Raw genomic sequence first — 16,810 nt, 5'->3', positions numbered from 1 at the left:
ATCTCGTATGTAGAGATATCGACAAATTCAACATTGAAGGTCGTGCCATGTCGCTCCGGCTCATCGCACAGACGCTCGGACTGAGTATCACGACCGTCTCGCGCGCCCTCGCGGGATACTCGGACGTGGCGCAACTGACGCGAGATCGGGTGCGCGCCGAGGCGGACCGGATCGGTTACGTGCCGAACGAAGTCGCGCGCCGGTTGCAGAGCGGGCGCAGCGACGTCATCGGCTTCGTCATTCCCGACCAGGCGCGCGGCTTCGACGACCGCTATTTCCTCAACATCATCGAGGGCGCGTGGTCGCGGCTCAGCGGGACGGAATTCGACCTCCTGGTCATGTCGGCTCCAGAGGGACCGGGCGAGGTCGCGGCCTACCGGCGCATCGTGGAAGGCCGGCGGGTGGACGGGGTGATCGTTCCCCGCATCCGGGCGGACGACCCGCGGATCGCCTACCTGAACAGCGTCGGCTTTCCCTACGTGGCCTTCGGCGGGCGGCCGGACGGCGACGATCCGGTCGTCTCCGTCGAGATCGACTGCGGCCAGGCGCTGGGCCTCGCGGTGGAGCATCTCGCCGCGTTCGGACACCGCCGGATCGCCTGCCTGACGGCGGAGAAGCCTTATCGGTTCTCGCAGGCGCGGGCGGACGCCTTCGCGGCGGCGGCGCAACGGTTCGGGATGGAGCCGCTGTTCATGCCCGGCTCGCTCGACGAGGACGGCGGGCGGCTCGCCATGGCCCGGTTGATCGCCCAGGACGATCGCCCGACCGCGGCCGTGGCGGTGACCGACCGGATGGGAGTCGGGGCCCTGCAGACCATCCTGGAGAGCGGGCTGGTGCCCGGGCGCGACATGTCGCTGATCACCTTCGGCGACAACCCGGTGGTGCAGTTCTCCAATCCGCCGATCACGGCGATCCGCATCCCGACCCAGCAGATGGCGGAGCATGCGGTGGAGATCCTGATCGACCTCAGGGACGGGATCCGCCGGCCGGTGAAGGAGCTGTGGGACACGGAACTCGCCGTCAGGGCGTCGACAGGACCGGCCCCCGGGACGGACGCGACAACGGCCCTGGCCGGCGCGGCCTGAGGCTTCGGCAGCCCGCAGGACGCGCCGTCCATGCCCTAGGACTTCTCCCGCGAGCGGCCCAGGAGGCCGGTCAGAGCGGAGACCGCCGCGAAGCCGGTCGACAGGTTGCCGCCGAGCCGCTCCACGGCGCGCTCCACCTTGGCGAGGCCCTGCATCAGCCCCTCCGCCTCGGCCGCGACGGCGTCGAGGGCGGCCGCCTCCGCCTCCGCCAGCGCCGCGGACTCGGGCGAGACATGGTCGCGGAAGGCGAGGATCGCGAGCAGCACCGCGGCCAGGATGTGGGCTGCCCCGATCGCGAGGGCGGCGGAGACGTCGCCGAGCCGCTCCCGCAGGGCCAGGAAGACGGCGTAGTCGAGGAGCCCCAGCCCGACGACGAGCAGGATGCCGGCGACGACCGCCAGCGCGCTACGCAGGAGGGCCTCCCGGAGCAGGACGCGGCGGCGCAGATAGGCGACCCGCAGGTAGAGTTTGGTCGTGGTGCCGAGCGTGCTCATGCGTTTCCCCCTCACCGCCGCATCGCGAGGCCGAGGACCAGGCCGATGCCGAAGGCCGCCGCGACGGCCGCCCGGGGATGATCCCGGATCTCGGCCTCGAAGCGGTCCATCAAGTCTTCCGCCGCCGCGGCGAGCCGTTCGGCGTCGACGCCAGGCACCTCTTCCGAGCCGCTCGCCGGCGACTCGGGTTCGGCGGGCTCGGACCGCCGCTGAGCGGCGATGCGGCCGAGTTCCGCGCTCAGCGTCCTGATCTCGGCGACGGTCGGCATGCGATCCTCCGGAAGCCCTCGATCCCCTCACTCTGCCGCATGATCGAGCGGCGCGGAACGATCCAGGTCAAGCTTGCGGAGGCCGAGCGGGGCGGCCGTCATCGGCAGGACGGCCGCGACCGGTTCGGGCGCGGCCGGACGGGCGGCCGCCTCCGGGCGGCGGACGCGGAACACGAGGGCGTAGGAGGCGGGCAGGACAAAGATGGTCAGCACCGTGGCGGCGAGGATGCCGCCCATCATGGCGTAGGCCATAGGACCCCAGAAGGCCGACTGGGCGATCGGGATCAGGGCCAGCACGGCCGCCGCGGCGGTGAGCATGATCGGCCGGAAGCGGCGGACGGCGGCGCCGATCGTCGCCTCCCAGGGATCGTGGCCGGCGGCGATGTCCTGGCCGATCTGGTCGATCAGGATGACCGAGTTGCGCATGATGATGCCCGCGAGCGCGATGACGCCGAGGATCGCCACGAAGCCGAAGGCGGAGTTGGTGGCGAGCAGGGCCGCGGAGGCGCCGATCAGGCCGAGGGGCGCGGTCAGGAAGACCAGCATGGTCTTGCCGAAGTGCTGAAGCTGAACCATCAGCAGGACCATCATGACGAAGATCATCAAGGGGGCCTTGGCGTTGATGGAATCCTGGCTCTTGGCGCTCTCCTCGATGCCGCCCTGCATCTCGATGGCGTAACCGGGGGCCAGACTGTCGCGCAGCGGCTTCAACCTGGCGTAGAGCGCCGGGGTGACGTCGTTGCCCTGGATGCCGTCCGGGATGACGCCGCGCACGGTGACGGTCGGCAGGCGGTTGCGGCGCCATTCGATGCCGGGCTCGAGCACGGTCTCGACCTTGGCGACCTGGGCGATCGGCACGGAGCCGCCGCGGTCGCTCGCCACGTAGGTATCGGCGACGGCGGTCAGCAGGGTGCGGCTCTCGCCGGGCTCGCGAACCAGGATCGAGACGGTCTTCTCGCCGTCCCGGAAGGCGCCGATCGGGGCGCCCGACAGGGTCGCCTGCAGGGTGCGGCGGATCGCCTGGGAGGAGACGCCGAGCGCCCGGGCGCGGTCCTGGTCGATGACCAGGCGGAGCGTCGGGACCGGCTCCAGCCAGTCGTCGTGCACGGTGGAGACGCGCGGGTCGGCCCGGAAGGCGGTCTCGACCTCGTCGGCGATGCGCCGGACCTCGGCCCGGTCGGGGCCGGTGACTCGCATCTGCACGGCCCAGCCCACGGGCGGGCCGTTGAAGAGGCGGTCGACCTTGCCGCGCACGGTCGGGAAGTCCTCGGCGAGCCAGGACCGGGTGCGGGCGACCAGCCGCTCGCGCGCGGCGAGGTCCTTGGCGACGACCAGGATCTGGGCGTAGTTCGGGTTGCGCAGCTGCTGGTCGAGCGGCAGGTAGAAGCGCGGCGCGCCCTCGCCCACGAAGGTGGCGACCGTGGCCTGGTCCGGGTCGGCGATGAGCCGCTTCTCGAGCGCGGCCGCCTGGGCCTTCGTCTCGGCGATACCGCTGCCCTCGGGCAGCCACATGTCGACGAGGATTTCCAGGCGCGTCGATTCAGGGAAGAAGCTCTTCGGCACGTAGCGGAGGCCGTAGAGGCTGCCCGCGAAGGTGGCGGCCGTCAGGACGAGGACGATCGCGCGATGGCGGACGGCCCAGCCGACCGCGGCCCGGAGCGACCGGTAGAAGCGGGTCGCGTAGACATCGTGCTCGCCCTCCCCGTCGTGCCGGCGCTCCTTCAGGAGCAGCGTACCCAGCCAGGGGGTGAAGTACACGGCGGCGATCCAGGACACGATCAGCGAGATGCCGACGACCCAGAAGAGCGAGCTGACATATTCGCCGGCGGTCGAGGCCGCGAAGCCGACCGGGATGAAGCCGGCCGTGGTGATCAGGGTGCCGGTCAGCATGGGGAAGGCGGTGGAGGTGTAGGCGAAGCTCGCCGCGGAGAGCTTGTCGCGCCCCTCCTCGAGCTTCCGTTCCATCATCTCGACCGCGATCATGGCGTCGTCGACCAGGAGGCCGAGCGCGATGATCAGGGCGCCGAGGGAGATGCGCTGCAGGTCGATGCCGAGCCGGTCCATGATCGCGAAGGTGGCGGCCAGCACGAGCGGGATCGTGATGGCGACGACGAGGCCGGCGCGCCAGCCGATCGACAGGAAGGAGACGACGAGGACGATGACGAGCGCCTCGACGAGGGCCTTGGTGAACTCGCCGATGCTCTCCTCCACCACCGCCGGCTGGTCGGAGACCTGGCCGAGCCGGATGCCGACGGGAAGGGTCCGCTCGAAGCCCTTCAGGGTCGCCCGCAGCTGCTCGCCGACCGTCGTGACGTTGCCGCCCTTGCCCATGACGACGCCGAGCATGACCGCCTCCTCGCCGCCGAAGCGGAACGTGCGATCGGCCGGGTCGATCAGGCCGCGGGTGACGGTGGCGACGTCGCCGAGGCGGATGACCTGGGCGCCGACCCTGAGGCGCAGCTCGCGGATGTCCTCGACGGACTTCAGCGTGCCGTCGACGCTGATGCGCACGGAGCGCAAGCCGGTCTCGACGCGGCCGGCGGGATCGACGGAGGCCTGCGCAGCAAGCGCGTCGCGGATCATGGGGACGGTCAGTCCGCGCTCGGCCAGCGTCCGCGAGGCGATGTCGATGTAGACGCGTTCGTCCTGGGCGCCGAGGATCTGGGCCTTCTCGATGCCGGGGATGCGCAGCACCACGTCGCGGGCGCGCTTGGCCGCATCCTCCAGCTCGGGCGCCGAGAAGCCGCGGCCCGTGAAGGCGTAGAGCGCGATATAGGTGTCGCCGAACTCGTCGTTGAAGTAGGGGCCGAGGACGCCCTCCGGGAGCGTGTCGGCGATGTCAGAGACCTTCTTGCGCACCTGGTAGAAGGCGTCCGCCACCTCGCGGCCGACCGCGGAACCCTTGATGTTGACCATGATCACGGCGCTGCCGGCGCGCGTGTAGGACTTCAGGAAGTCGAGGCTCGGCGTCTCCTGGAGCTTGCGCTCGATCTTGTCGACCACCTGGTCCTGCATGTCCTGCAGGGACGCGCCCGGCCAGACCGCCTGCACGACCATGACGCGGAAGGTGAAGTCCGGATCTTCCTTGCGCCCCATCTCGACGAAGCCGAGCACGCCGGCCAGCAGCGTGACGACGAAGAGGAAGCGGGTCAGGCCGGGATGCTCGATGGCCCAGCGCGAGAGGTTGAAGCCTTGCGGGGATGCGGCGCGGGCCATGGCGGCCTCCGGGGAAAGACTGGCTGTCGCCCGCGCGGGGACTTGCGCCCGTGCGGGGGTGGCGGATCGGAATGGTCCCCGGTTCAGGGGGCGAGCGCGGCGGTGGCGAGCGGCCCGTCGAGGCGGACCTTGCGGCCTTCGACCATGAACTGGGTGCCGGCGGTCACGACCTTGTCGCCGGGCACGAGCCCTGCGGTCACGCGGGTGCCGTCCGGCGTCACCGGACCGACCTCCACGACGCGGGAGCGGACCGTGGCGGTCGCCGGGTCGACGACCCAGACGACCGGCCGGCCGTTCGCCTCGGCGAGGGCCGAGAGGGGAACGGCCACGCCCGCGGCGGCGGTCGGGACCGCGACGGACACCGTGGCGGTCTGGCCGAGGCGGATGCCCGGGTCGTCCGGCAGGGTCACCCGCACCGAGAAGGTGCGCGAGGCGGGATCGGCGCTGCCGGCGACCTCGCGGACGCGGCCCTCCTGACGGAGCGCAGGGTCGGCCCAGTAGCCGACCGCGACAGACTGGCCGGGGGCGAGATGGCGGATCTCCTGCTCGGGCACGGCGACCCGCACCTCCTTCTCGCCGTCGCGCGCGACGACGACCACGGGTGTCCCGGCGAGGACCACCTGGCCGGCCTCGGCGCGCACCTCGGTGACGATCCCGGGGCCGTCGGCCTTCAGTTCGGCATAGAGACTCTGGTTGCGGGCCTGGTCACGGGCGGAGCGCGCGGCGTCCAGCGCCGCCGCGGCCTGGTCGGCCTCGAGTGCGGCCTTGTCGAGCGCGGCCTTGGCGACGTGGCCCTTGTCGAAGAGCGTCCGGGTCCGGGCCAGGGCGTCCTGGGCGACCTCGACGCGCGCCTTGGCGCCCTCGACATTCGCCTCGGCGGCCTGCAGGGCGAGACCCAGGTCGGCGGGATCGATCCTGGCGACCACCTGGCCGGCGGTCACCCGGTCGCCGACGTCGACGCTGCGCTCCACGATCTTGCCGGGGACGCGGAAGCCGAGCGCGGCGGAGACGCGGGCCTCGACGGCGCCGGAATAGGTCAGCGTCCGCTCGGCGGCGGCGGCGGCGACCGTCAGGGTCTTCACCGGGCGGGGCGGCTCGGGGGCGACCGAGACCTCCTCCTTGCAGCCCGCGAGGGAGAGGCCGAGCGCGACGAGGACCGGTACCGTGACGAGCTTTGGGGAATGAATGATCGCTGACATTTTCCGATTTTCCTCAGTCCACAGGCAAAAAAGAACGCGGCCGCCGGGAGCGCCGCGTTCGCTCGGGTTCAGGCGCGCAGGGCGCGAAGGATGAAGTCGGCCAGCACCTCGGGCTGCGCCCGCTCGGGGTCGGTCAGGCACTGCACGACGAGTTCGGGGTGGATGTAGGTGACGTAGCACTGGTGGGCGCAGCGGGCGATCCGGTGCGCGTCGCCTTCGGCGAACTCGCCGGCCTCCATCCCCTGCCGGATCACCTCGGCGAAGATCTCGGTGGTGGCGTGGATGAAGCGCTGGACCACCTCCCACTGCTCGTGGATCGCCACGGAGACCATCTCGTGCACCTTCTTCTCGGCGATAAAGGCGTCGAGAGTCATCCTGTGATTGGCGAGGAGCAGCTCGCGCATGCGCTCGGTCGGGGTCCCCGGGCCGCGCGCGATCCGGCGGGATTCGGTCACCCGCTCGGCCAGCATCCGCTCGGCGATCGCCTCGTTGATGGCCGCCTTGGAGGGGAAGAAGCGGTAGACGTTGGCGGGCGACATGCCGAGTTCGCGGGCGATGTCGGCGACGGTCGTCTTGGCGTAGCCGTAGTGCCGGAACAGCCGCTCGGCCTCGTCCAGGATGCGGGTCCTGGTGTCCTGGCGGATGTCCTCGGCGGGATGCGCGGTCATGGTCCGGTCCGTTTCCGCCAGCCGATGAGCGCTGACGAATTTTGAAATTCGTCACTCATATAGACCCGCCTCGTCCGCCCGTCAATCCGTGGGGGCGACTCGGGGCGGCGGTGGCGATCCGGGACAGCGTGACGGAAACCCGCGCGACCGGGAAGCGGGTTCCACCGGGCGGGCCGGCGACCCGCCGAGCGGCGGCGGGCGCGGGGCTCAGTGGGTGTCGAAGACCGCCTGGTAGCGGGCGACGGCCTCGCGGGTGGCCGTGACCTCCTCGGGGGTCGGGGCGGCGGGGTCGCGGGCCGGCGGCAGGCTGCCGAACTTCATCAGGCAGGCCATGAGCAGGAGGCGGGCCTTGGTGGCGGTGAGGTTGGCGCCCGCGATTGTCAGGGGGTGCGGATCGGCGAAGCCCTCGGGATAGCCGCGTCCGACCATCACCAGCGGCAAGCCGGAGAAGACGGCCCGAAATCCGAGCGCGGTGCGGGCCGCGGAGGTGAACTTGCCGTAGGGCACGAGCCCCTCGACGACGAAGCCGGCGAGGCGGCCGAGGGCGAGGCGGTCGGCGATGAGGGCCTTGAGGTCGGTCTCGATCTCCGGGTCGTCGCCGAAGTCGGCGGCCGCGAAGCTGCCGTCCTTGATGATGGAGACCGACGGGATGGCGTCGGGCAGGAGCCTGCCGGCCTCCTTCACCCTGACGGGGAAGCGCTCGATCCCGCCCGGCCCGGCGCGCACGGCTTCGACGCTGTCGGGCAGCACGGTCAGGCGCACGTCGGAGCGCCAGGTGTGCCTGTAGGCCGGAAGGTAGGTGACGGCGATCCGGCCGAGATGGCTGATCTGGCCGAGGATGCCGCCGTGGCCGCCGGTCGCCACGTAGCCGCCGGGCCGCGCGTCGGCCTTGGCGACTTCGCGGGCCGCGAAGAACTGCTGCTCCTGGATGACGAGGGTGCCCATGCGGTTGCGGCCCTCGCCGTCGTCCCAGACGCGCGACGCGATGTAGCGGACGCTGTCGCGGATGTTGTGCGGGCCGTCGTTGGAGATCTGGCCCTGCGGGCGCTGGGCGGAGTTGCAGGCGATCGGCTTCGTGGTGTCGATCAGGAGGTTGAACCAGTAGGCGCATTCCTCGACCTGGGGGCTCCCCTGGGTCCAGATCAGGCCGTCGTAGCGCGGATCGGCGGCGAGCGCGGCGACGTCGTTGGTGACCTTGGCGAGCGCCGGCCGCGGCGGCGCGCTGGCGAGCTGGTAGGGCCGGTAGGGGAAGAAGTCGTATCCGCGGCGCTCCGGCGGGATGTCGCCCTCGCCGAGATCGGCGCGGCCGGCTTGCGGGAGGCCCTTGCGGAATCCCGAGGGCGGCAGGACGCGGAAGAAGTCGATGTCGGCGACGCTCGAGAGGACGCCGGCGAGGCCGCTCTCGTCGACGGACAGGCGGTCGATCTCCTCGAAGCTGCGCGAGCCGTCCGGGAAGAAGCCCTGGCGGGCGCGGGCATCGGGTGCGCCCGGGTCGGCGCACTCGTCATCCCAGGGCCGCCCGTCGGACTGGAGCGCCATGTAGGGCAAGGGGTAGAGGCCGTCCTCGGGGCGGAGTTCGACCTCGTAGACGGGCTTGTCGCCGGATGCGCGGCGCTCCTTCGAGAAGACCCCGTCGGCACCGACGTAGCCGTCCGGCGGACCGTAGAGGTCGGCCGCGTCGGCCTCGAGGGGATGGGCGGAGAACTGCTCGACGTGGATCCGGGCGGGGGCGGCCAGGCGCTGGGCCCGCAGGGCGTCGAAGCGCAATTCCGCGCCAGTCGCCGCTGCGCGGAGAGGCAGCCCCGCCTTGGCGCGGGCCTTGTTGGAGGTGACGAGGGGCGGCGTGTTCTGGATCGTGGCCGTCGGGCCGGCCATGTGGGCGATGCGGGGCTTGGGCATGGGTCAGCTCGCGTCGAAAGGAACGAGTTCTGGATGCAAAACCCGTGCCTGACGCCCCATTGTATCCCGGGCGGCGAACCCGCCCCTACCGTAACGTTTCCCGCGAAAGAAAAGCGGCGCCGCCCTTGCCGGGCGGCGCCGCTCGCAACTCCGATCGCCGGAGAGCTATTCCGCGGCCTCGCGCAGGACGTCGGTCTTCTCGACCCGCGCCGCGCAGTACTTGAACTCCGGGATCTTGCCGAAGGGATCGAGCTGCGGGTTGGTCAGGAAGTTGGCGGCGGCCTCGTTGAAGCAGAAGGGCACGAAGATGTAGCCCTCCGGGCAGTCCCGATCGGCGCGAAGGGTCACTTCGATCTCGCCGCGGCGCGTCGCGACCTTGACCAGCTCGCCCGCCTTCATCTCCCGGCGCAGGATTTCGCGCGGGTTCATGAGGGCGACCGGCTCCGGCTCGATGGCGTCGAGAACGCCGGCGCGCCGGGTCATCGAGCCGGTGTGCCAGTGCTCCAGCATGCGGCCCGTGGAGAGGACCAGCGGGAACTCGACGTCCGGCATCTCGTCGGGCGGCAGGACTTCCGCCGGCACGATCCGCGCCCGGCCGTCCTTGGTCGGGAAGCCCTGGGCGAAGATGATCTCGTGGCCGGGCCGGTCGGGAGCGTCCGCCGGGTAGGTGACGCTCTCCTCGCGCATCACACGGTCCCAGGTGATGTTCGCCAGGGACGGCATGGTCGAGGCCATCTCGGTATAGATGTCGGCAACGGTCTCGTACTCCCAGCCGACGCCGATCCGGCGGCCGATGTCGTAGATGATCTCCCAGTCCTGGCGCGCCTCGCCGGGGAGCTTCAGGGCCGGGCGGCCCATCTGCACCTGGCGGTTCGTGTTGGTGTAGGTGCCGAGCTTCTCGGCATGCGCGGAGGCCGGCAGGACCACGTCGGCATAGAGCGCCGTCTCGGTCAGGAAGATGTCCTGCACGACGAGGTGTTCGAGATTGACCAGGGCCGCGCGGGCGTGGTTCTGGTCCGGGTCGGACATGGCGGGGTTCTCGCCCTGCACGTACATACCCTTGATCTTGCCCTCGTAGGCCTCGTCGATGATCTCCACGACGGTCAGGCCGCGCTTCGGATCCAGGGTGCGTCCCCAGAGATCCTCGAACCGGCCGCGCACGTCCGGGTCCTCCACGGACTGGTAGTCCGGGAAGACCATCGGAATCAGGCCGGCGTCCGACGCGCCCTGCACGTTGTTTTGGCCGCGCAGCGGGTGGAGGCCCGTGCCGGGCCGGCCGACCTGGCCGGTGATCAGCGCCAGAGCGATCAGGCAGCGGGCGTTGTCGGTGCCGTGGGTGTGCTGGGAGACGCCCATGCCCCAGAAGATGATCGATCGTTCGGAGGTGGCGTAGGTGCGGGCGACCTCGCGCAGGACCTCGGCCTTGATGCCGCAGACCGGCTCCATGGCCTCAGGGGTGAACTGGGCGACCTTGGCCTTGAGGGCCGCGAAGCCGTCGACGTTCGCCTGGATGTACTGCTCGTCATAGAGCTTCTCGGTCACGATGACGTTCAGCATCGCGTTCAGCATGGCGACGTCCGCGCCCGGCTTGAACTGGAGCGAGCGCCAGGCGAAGCGCGAGAGACCCTGGGCACGGGGGTCCATCACCACGATCTTCTTGCCGGCCTTGGCGGCCTGCTTGAAGTAGGTGTTGGCGACCGGGTGGTTCTGCTCGGGCCGCGCCCCGATGACGATGATGCAGTCGGCGTCGTTGGCGGCCGTGAAGGGCGCCGAGACCGCACCAGAGCCGACCCCTTCCATGAGGGCCGCCACCGACGAGGCGTGGCAGAGGCGCGTGCAGTGGTCGACATTGTTGGAGCCGAAGCCGACGCGCACCAGCTTCTGGAAAAGGTAGGCCTCCTCGTTGGTGCCCTTGGCCGAGCCGAAGCCCGCGAGCGCGTGGGGGCCATGCTGGTCGCGGATGCGGGCGATGCCGGAGGCGGCCTTCGCGAGCGCCTCCTCCCAGGTCGCCTCTCGGAAATGCGTCCAGGGGTTCGAAGGATCGGGCACGTCGGTCAGGGACTTTCCGACCCCCTCCTTGCGGATGAGGGGCTTCGTCAGCCGCTGCGGATGGCGGACGTAGTCGAAGCCGAAGCGGCCCTTGACGCAGAGCCGGTTCTCGTTGGCCGGACCGTCGCGTCCGTCGACCTGAACGATCCGGTCGTCCTTGACGTAGACCTTGGTCTGGCAGCCGACGCCGCAGTAGGGGCAGACGCTGTCCACGGCCTTGTCGGCCCAGACGGTGCGGCTCTTGTATTCCGCGTCCATCAGCGACTTTTCGTAGAGCGCGCCGGTCGGGCAGGCCTGGACGCACTCTCCGCAGGCCACGCAGGTGGAATCCCCCATCGGGTCGTCGATGTCGAAGACCGGCTTCATCGCGTGGCCGCGGTAGGCCATGCCGATGACGTCGTTGACCTGGACCTCGCGGCAGGCGCGCACGCAGAGGCCGCAGGAGATGCAGGCGTCGAGGTTCACCGCGATGGCGGGGTGCGAGATGTCCTGGCTGGGGGCCTGGCCCGCCGGGTAGCGGGAGGCCTCGACCCCCATCGCGTCGACCCACTTCCAGAACGAAGCGTCAGGGTCGCGGTGGCCCTCGCGCGCGGGCTGGTCGGCGAGCAGCAGCTCGAAGACCATCTCGCGCGACTTCTTGGCCCGCTCGGAAGCGGATTTCACCACCATGCCGTTGGTCGGCTTGCGCACGCAGGAGGCGGCGAGGACGCGCTCGCCCTCGATCTCGACCATGCAGGCGCGGCAATTGCCGTCGGCGCGGTAGCCGGGCTCCGGCAGCCAGCAGAGGTGCGGGATCTCGGTCCCGAGGCGGTTGGCGACCTCCCAGATCGACTCGCCCGGCTGAGCCTCGACCTCGCGGCCGTCGAGGATGAACTTGATCGTGTCGGTCATCGCGTTTCCTCCGCGAAATACGTCAGCCAGTGATTGACCGGGTTCGACGCGGCCTGTCCGAGACCGCAGATCGAGGCGTCGCGCATCACCTGCATGAGGTCCTTGATCATGTCCGGATCGACGGGGCCTGGCGCCTTCAGGAGATCGACCATCTTCTCCGTGCCGACCCGGCAGGGCGTGCACTGGCCGCAGCTCTCATCCTTGAAGAAGGACACGAGGTTGAGCGCGGCGGCCTTGACGTCGTCCTTGTCGGAGAGGATCACGACCGCGTGGGAGCCCACGAAGCCGCCGAACTTCTCGAAGGTGCCGAAGTCGAGCGGCAGGTCGCCCATCGAGGCCGGGAAGATGCCGCCCGAGGCGCCGCCGGGCAGGAAGCCGTGGAACGTGTGGCCGTCCTGCATGCCTCCGCAATGGACGTCGATCAGCTCCTTCACGGAGATGCCGGCGGGGGCGACCTTGACGCCCGGGATCTTTACGCGGCCGGAGACCGAATAGGAGCGGAAGCCCTTGTGGCCCTCCTTACCCTGGCCCGAGAACCAAGCGGCGCCCTTCTCGACGATGTCGCGGATCCAGTAGAGGGTCTCGACATTGTGGTTCAGCGTCGGGCGGCCAAAGAGGCCGACTTCGGCGATGTAGGGCGGACGATGGCGCGGCAGGCCGCGCTTGCCCTCGATGCTCTCGATCATCGCGGATTCTTCGCCGCAGATGTAGGCGCCGGCGCCGCGGCGGAGCTCGATCGGGGCGTGGGCGGCGAGGCCGGAGAGCTCGATGGCCTCGATTTCCTTGACGAGGATTTCGAGCACGGAGGGGTACTCGTCGCGCATGTAGACGTAGATCTTGTCGGCGCCGACCGCCCAGGCGGCGATCAACGCGCCCTCGAGCATGCGGTGCGGGTCGGACTCGAGGTAGTGCCGGTCCTTGAAGGTGCCGGGCTCGCCCTCGTCGCCGTTGACGGTCATCAGGCGCGGGCCCTGGTAGCCCCGCACGAACTGCCACTTGCGGCCGGCCGGGAAGCCGGCGCCGCCGAGGCCGCGCAGGCCCGCATCGGACAGGATCGCGATCAGGTCCTCGGGGGTCTTCTCGCCCTTCAGGCACGCCTCGAGCAGGCGGTAGCCGCCGTCGGCGCGGTAGTCGTGGAAGGAGCGGTAGTGGGGAACGTCGGGCTTCGTCCGGTGAGCGGCGACCGCGGCGGCCACGGTCTCGGGCGTGGCATTGCCGAAGGCGTTGCGCCCGACGATGACGGCGGGGGCCTCGGCGCAGCGGCCGATGCAGGGGGCGTGGACGACGCGCACCTCAGCCGGGTCCATGCCCTTCTTCAGCGCCTCGGTCAGCTGCTCGGCACCGGCGAGCGCGCAGGAGAGCGAATCGCAGACGCGGATCGTGAGCTTCGCGGGCAGCGGCTCGCCTTCGCGGACGACGTCGAAATGGTGGTAGAAGCTCGCGACCTCGAACACCTCGGCCTGGGCCAGGCGCATCTCGAGCGCGAGGGCGGCGAGATGACGGGCCTGCAGGCAGCCGTAGGCGTCCTGGATCAGGTGGAGATGCTCGATCAACAGGTCGCGGCGGCGGGAGCGGTCGCCGAGCAGCGCCCTGACCTCGGCCAACGCCGCCTCGTCGATCGGCCGGCCCTTGGGCTTGGCGAGGTCGCGGCCCTTGCCGGGACGGCCGCTGGTCTTCCGCTGAATATCCACTGCTTCCCCCTAGGAAGATGGCGTCCGGCCGCGTCGGGTTTCCGCCGCCACGGCAGGGCGCTCCGGGCCACCCGGGCGAGCTTGCCTGGTATCTGGTATAATTGCCTCAGATTGAGGCAAGCACAAGGTCGCCGGCTCCCGGCCCGGGTCGCCGTCAGGGGGAGAATAGCGGCTCGCGCCGGGGGGCGCGCCTGGATTTATGATTATTCCAGCCATGATGCATGGTCATGGCTCATGGCACCTCGTGCGGTGCCACGCATAACCTGCCCGTATCGTGCGGGGCGTGTGCCCAGGCGTCGGCAGATCGCTCCCGGAAGCGGTAAGGGCGTCAGCGCGGGGCCATGCGGATCGCGCCGTCGAGGCGGATGACCTCGCCGTTCAGCATGGGGGTCTCGACGATCGCCCGGACCAGCCGGGCATATTCGGCCGGGCGGCCGAGGCGGGACGGGAACGGCGCCTGCCGGCCGAGGCTGTCCTGCACCTCCTGGGGCAGGCCCTTGAGCATCGGCGTCTCGAACAGGCCGGGCGCGATGGCGACGGCGCGGATGCCCAGGGAGGCGAGGTCGCGGGCGATCGGCAGGGTCATGCCGGCGACGCCGGCCTTGGAGGCCGCATAGGCGGCCTGGCCGACCTGGCCGTCATAGGCGGCGACCGAGGCCGTCGAGACGACGACGCCGCGTTCGTGGTCCTCGCCGACCGGATCGAGGGCCGCCATGCCGGTCGCCGCGTGGGCGATCGCCCGGAAGGTGCCGATCAGGTTGACGGCGATGACCTTCTCGTAGAGCGCCATCGGGTGCGGGGCGCCCTTTGAGGTCACCTTGGCGGCGGGCGCGATGCCGGCGCAGCAGACCAGGATGCGCTCGACCCCGTGCGCCGCGCGGGCGGCGGCGAAGCCGGCGGCGACACTCTCCTCGCTGGTCACGTCGACCGGCACATAGAGGCCGCCGATATCTGCCGCGATGGCGCCGCCCCGCTCGCGGTCGAGGTCGAAGAGCGCGACCTTGACGCCTTCGGCCGCCAGCATGCGGGCCGTCGCCTCGCCGAGACCGGAGGCCCCTCCGGTCACGACGGCCGCCTTCAAGTCCGACATGCGCATGGCCATGACTCCCGGTTTTCGACAGCGCTTCCTGCTGTGGAGAAAGGCCGGCGCCGAACGCTTGTCAATTCAGCCGATCGGGCGGGGTCGTGGTTGCCTGTTTTTTCGGCGGCCTGCGCCGCCCGAACGGGCATGACCCGGGTCCGGCCTGCCGTTAGGATTCCCGGGGGACGCCGGTCGGCCCGTCGGTCCGGCGCCTGCGGGATCAGACAACGAGGTCCAGACATGAAGCGTTTCCGTGCCCTTCCCCTCGCCGCCATCCTTGTCGTCGTCGCCGGGTCCGCCGGAGCGCATCCCGGTCACGAGGGCGCCGGCGGTCTCGTGGCCGGGCTTTCCCATCCGGTCCTCGGCCTCGACCACGTGCTGGCGATGGTGGCGGTCGGCCTGCTCGGCCAGCGGCTCGGCGGGCTCGCGGCGGTCGCGCTGCCGGCAGCTTTCGTTACGATCATGCTCGCGGGCGGGGCGCTTGAGGCGATGCTGCCCGGGATGCCGCTGGTCGAGACCGGCGTGCTCGCCTCCGTTGTCGTTCTCGGGATCGCGGCCGGCGCGGGCCGTCTGGTGCCGGCCGGCGCCGCGCTCGCTCTCGTCGCCGTCTTCGCCGTTCTCCACGGCGCCGCGCACGGCGCGGAAGCCCCCGCCGAGGGCAGCCTCCTCGGCTACTTCGCCGGTTTCGCGCTCGCCACCGCCGCCCTCCATGGGCTCGGCTACGCCGGCGGACTCGGCCTCGGGCGCCTGTCGCGCTCGCTGCCGGCGACTGCGGGATACGCCATCGCGGCGCTCGGCGCCGGCCTGGCGGCCGGGGCGCTCTGACGGTAGGCCGCGGTCCGAACGCCGGACCGGGCCGCCCACAGGGTGTCGATCGCCGGGGCCCCGACCTTTTCGGGCGCCGCCGGGTCGCGGGCTCTTTCGCGACATTTTCGCCAGCTTCGGGCAGATGTTTTAAGCTTGAACTTTCTAGTCCGGCAGGTATTCTCCCGTATGGCCGCCCCGGCAGCCCGTGCGCGGCCGCGGATTTCGGCTAAGCTCCGGCGTCGCCGCAGGGTCAGGCGGCGGTCATTCGGTTCGGGAGGAGTTCGGTATGCAGAAGAAACTGGCTGGCGCGGTCGCGCTCGGCGCCCTCATGGTGGCGGCTCCCGCTCTCGCGGACCCGGTCAAGATCGGCCTCGTCTCCACGCTGAGCGGGCCGTCCGCGGCGCTCGGCGTCCACATGCGCGACGGCTTCCAGCTCGCCGTGAAGGAGCTCGGCGGCAAGCTCGGCGGGCAGCCGACCGAGGTGGTGGTCGTCGACGACGAGCTGAAGCCGGACGTGGCCGTCACCAAGGTCAAGGCGCTGATCGAGCGCGACAAGGTCGACATCGTTGCCGGCGTGGTCTTCTCGAACGTCATGATGGCGGTGGCCAAGCCCGTCTTCGACGCCGAGACCTTCCTGATCTCCGGCAACGCGGGCCCCTCCCCGCTCGCCGGCAAGGCGTGCTCGCCGTTCTTCTTCTCGGCGTCCTACCAGAACGACCAGAACCACGAGGTCATGGGCAAGTACGCCCAGGACAAGGGCTACAAGCGCGTCATCCTGATGACCCCGAACTACCAGGCCGGCAAGGACTCGATGGCCGGCTTCAAGCGCCACTTCAAGGGCGAGGTGGTAGAGGAGATCTTCACCCAGCTCGGCCAGCTCGACTTCGCGGCGGAGCTCGCCAAGATCGCCTCCGCCAAGCCGGACGCGGTCTTCACCTTCATGCCGGGCGGCATGGGCGTGAACCTGGTGAAGCAGTATGCCCAGGCCGGGCTCGCGGGGCAGATCCCGTTCCTGTCGGCCTTCACGATCGACGAGACTACCCTGCCGGCCGTCCAGGACGCCGCCATCGGGCTCCTGTCGGGCGCGCAATGGGCGCCGACCCTCGACACGCCGGAGAACAAGGCCTTCGTGGCGGCCTACGAGAAGGAATACGGCGTGGTGCCGTCCATCTACGCCTCGCAGGGCTACGAGGCCGCGAAGCTGATCGACGGGGCCCTGAAGGCGACCGGCGGCAAGGTCTCCGACAAGGCCGCCTTCCGGAAGGCCCTCGCGTCCGCCCCGTTCAAGTCGATCCGCGGCGACTTCAAGTTCAACGCCAACGGCTTCCCGTCGCAGGACGTCTATGTCGTCAAGGCGGTCAAGCGCGCGGACGGCAAGTTCCAGACCGAGATCGTCACCAAGGTCTTCGACGACTTCAAGGACGCCTATGCGGGCGAGTGCCCGCTGAAGTGACGTGCCGG

At 70.5% G+C, this 16,810-nt stretch carries 12 protein-coding genes; 3 read left to right on the top strand and 9 right to left on the bottom strand.

Annotation, left to right across the window (positions count from 1 at the left end):
- Nucleotides 1-47 precede the first annotated feature (47 nt).
- Nucleotides 48-1,085 (top strand): LacI family DNA-binding transcriptional regulator, encoded by a 1,038-nt coding sequence (locus tag WBG79_RS07150; RefSeq protein WP_337356420.1) that lies wholly within the window; start codon nucleotides 48-50, stop codon nucleotides 1,083-1,085.
- A 35-nt stretch (nucleotides 1,086-1,120) separates the two neighbouring features.
- Here WBG79_RS07150 and WBG79_RS07145 read toward each other — a convergent pair whose 3' ends face one another.
- The 9 genes from WBG79_RS07145 to WBG79_RS07105 form a co-directional block, all read right to left on the bottom strand.
- Nucleotides 1,121-1,579 carry a hypothetical protein gene (locus tag WBG79_RS07145; RefSeq protein ID WP_337356419.1) on the bottom strand — a complete coding sequence of 153 codons (459 nt, stop codon included), beginning with the start codon at nucleotides 1,577-1,579 and terminating at the stop codon, nucleotides 1,121-1,123.
- A gap of 11 nt (nucleotides 1,580-1,590) precedes the next feature.
- Complete coding sequence (locus WBG79_RS07140; protein ID WP_337356418.1) at nucleotides 1,591-1,848, bottom strand: hypothetical protein; 258 nt, start codon at nucleotides 1,846-1,848, stop codon at nucleotides 1,591-1,593.
- Nucleotides 1,849-1,875: 27 nt separating this feature from the next.
- Nucleotides 1,876-5,064, bottom strand: a complete 3,189-nt coding sequence (locus WBG79_RS07135; RefSeq protein ID WP_337356417.1) for an efflux RND transporter permease subunit — start codon at nucleotides 5,062-5,064, stop codon at nucleotides 1,876-1,878.
- 83 nt (nucleotides 5,065-5,147) lie between these two features.
- Nucleotides 5,148-6,263: an efflux RND transporter periplasmic adaptor subunit gene (locus tag WBG79_RS07130; RefSeq protein WP_337356416.1), complete on the bottom strand. Its 1,116-nt coding sequence runs from the start codon at nucleotides 6,261-6,263 to the stop codon at nucleotides 5,148-5,150.
- Nucleotides 6,264-6,331: 68 nt separating this feature from the next.
- A complete protein-coding gene (locus tag WBG79_RS07125) occupies nucleotides 6,332-6,931 on the bottom strand; it encodes a TetR/AcrR family transcriptional regulator (protein WP_337356415.1) in 600 nt (199 codons plus the stop codon).
- Between the two features lie 207 nt (nucleotides 6,932-7,138).
- On the bottom strand, nucleotides 7,139-8,830 hold the full coding sequence (locus WBG79_RS07120) for an asparaginase domain-containing protein (protein ID WP_337356414.1): 1,692 nt from the start codon (nucleotides 8,828-8,830) through the stop codon (nucleotides 7,139-7,141).
- A gap of 165 nt (nucleotides 8,831-8,995) precedes the next feature.
- The gene (fdhF, locus tag WBG79_RS07115) at nucleotides 8,996-11,770 is read right to left on the bottom strand and encodes a formate dehydrogenase subunit alpha (protein WP_337356413.1); all 2,775 of its coding nucleotides are present in this window, start codon (nucleotides 11,768-11,770) and stop codon (nucleotides 8,996-8,998) included.
- Nucleotides 11,767-13,461 (bottom strand): NAD(P)H-dependent oxidoreductase subunit E, encoded by a 1,695-nt coding sequence (locus tag WBG79_RS07110; protein ID WP_337356412.1) that lies wholly within the window; start codon nucleotides 13,459-13,461, stop codon nucleotides 11,767-11,769. Before WBG79_RS07110 ends, fdhF begins: the two co-directional genes overlap by 4 nt.
- Nucleotides 13,462-13,789: 328 nt before the next feature.
- A complete protein-coding gene (locus WBG79_RS07105; RefSeq protein WP_337356411.1) occupies nucleotides 13,790-14,557 on the bottom strand; it encodes an SDR family NAD(P)-dependent oxidoreductase in 768 nt (255 codons plus the stop codon).
- Between the two features lie 225 nt (nucleotides 14,558-14,782).
- Between WBG79_RS07105 and WBG79_RS07100 the strand changes: the two genes are divergently transcribed.
- On the top strand, nucleotides 14,783-15,367 hold the full coding sequence (locus WBG79_RS07100; RefSeq protein ID WP_337356410.1) for a HupE/UreJ family protein: 585 nt from the start codon (nucleotides 14,783-14,785) through the stop codon (nucleotides 15,365-15,367).
- Nucleotides 15,368-15,635: 268 nt separating this feature from the next.
- Complete coding sequence (locus WBG79_RS07095; protein ID WP_337356409.1) at nucleotides 15,636-16,802, top strand: ABC transporter substrate-binding protein; 1,167 nt, start codon at nucleotides 15,636-15,638, stop codon at nucleotides 16,800-16,802.
- The last annotated feature ends 8 nt before the right edge of the window (nucleotides 16,803-16,810 follow it).

Source organism: Prosthecomicrobium sp. N25 (assembly GCF_037203705.1).
GTDB lineage: Bacteria > Pseudomonadota > Alphaproteobacteria > Rhizobiales > Ancalomicrobiaceae > Prosthecodimorpha.
Note: the sequence above shows the minus strand (reverse complement) of the source record. Positions and strands in the feature narration are given on the sequence as shown.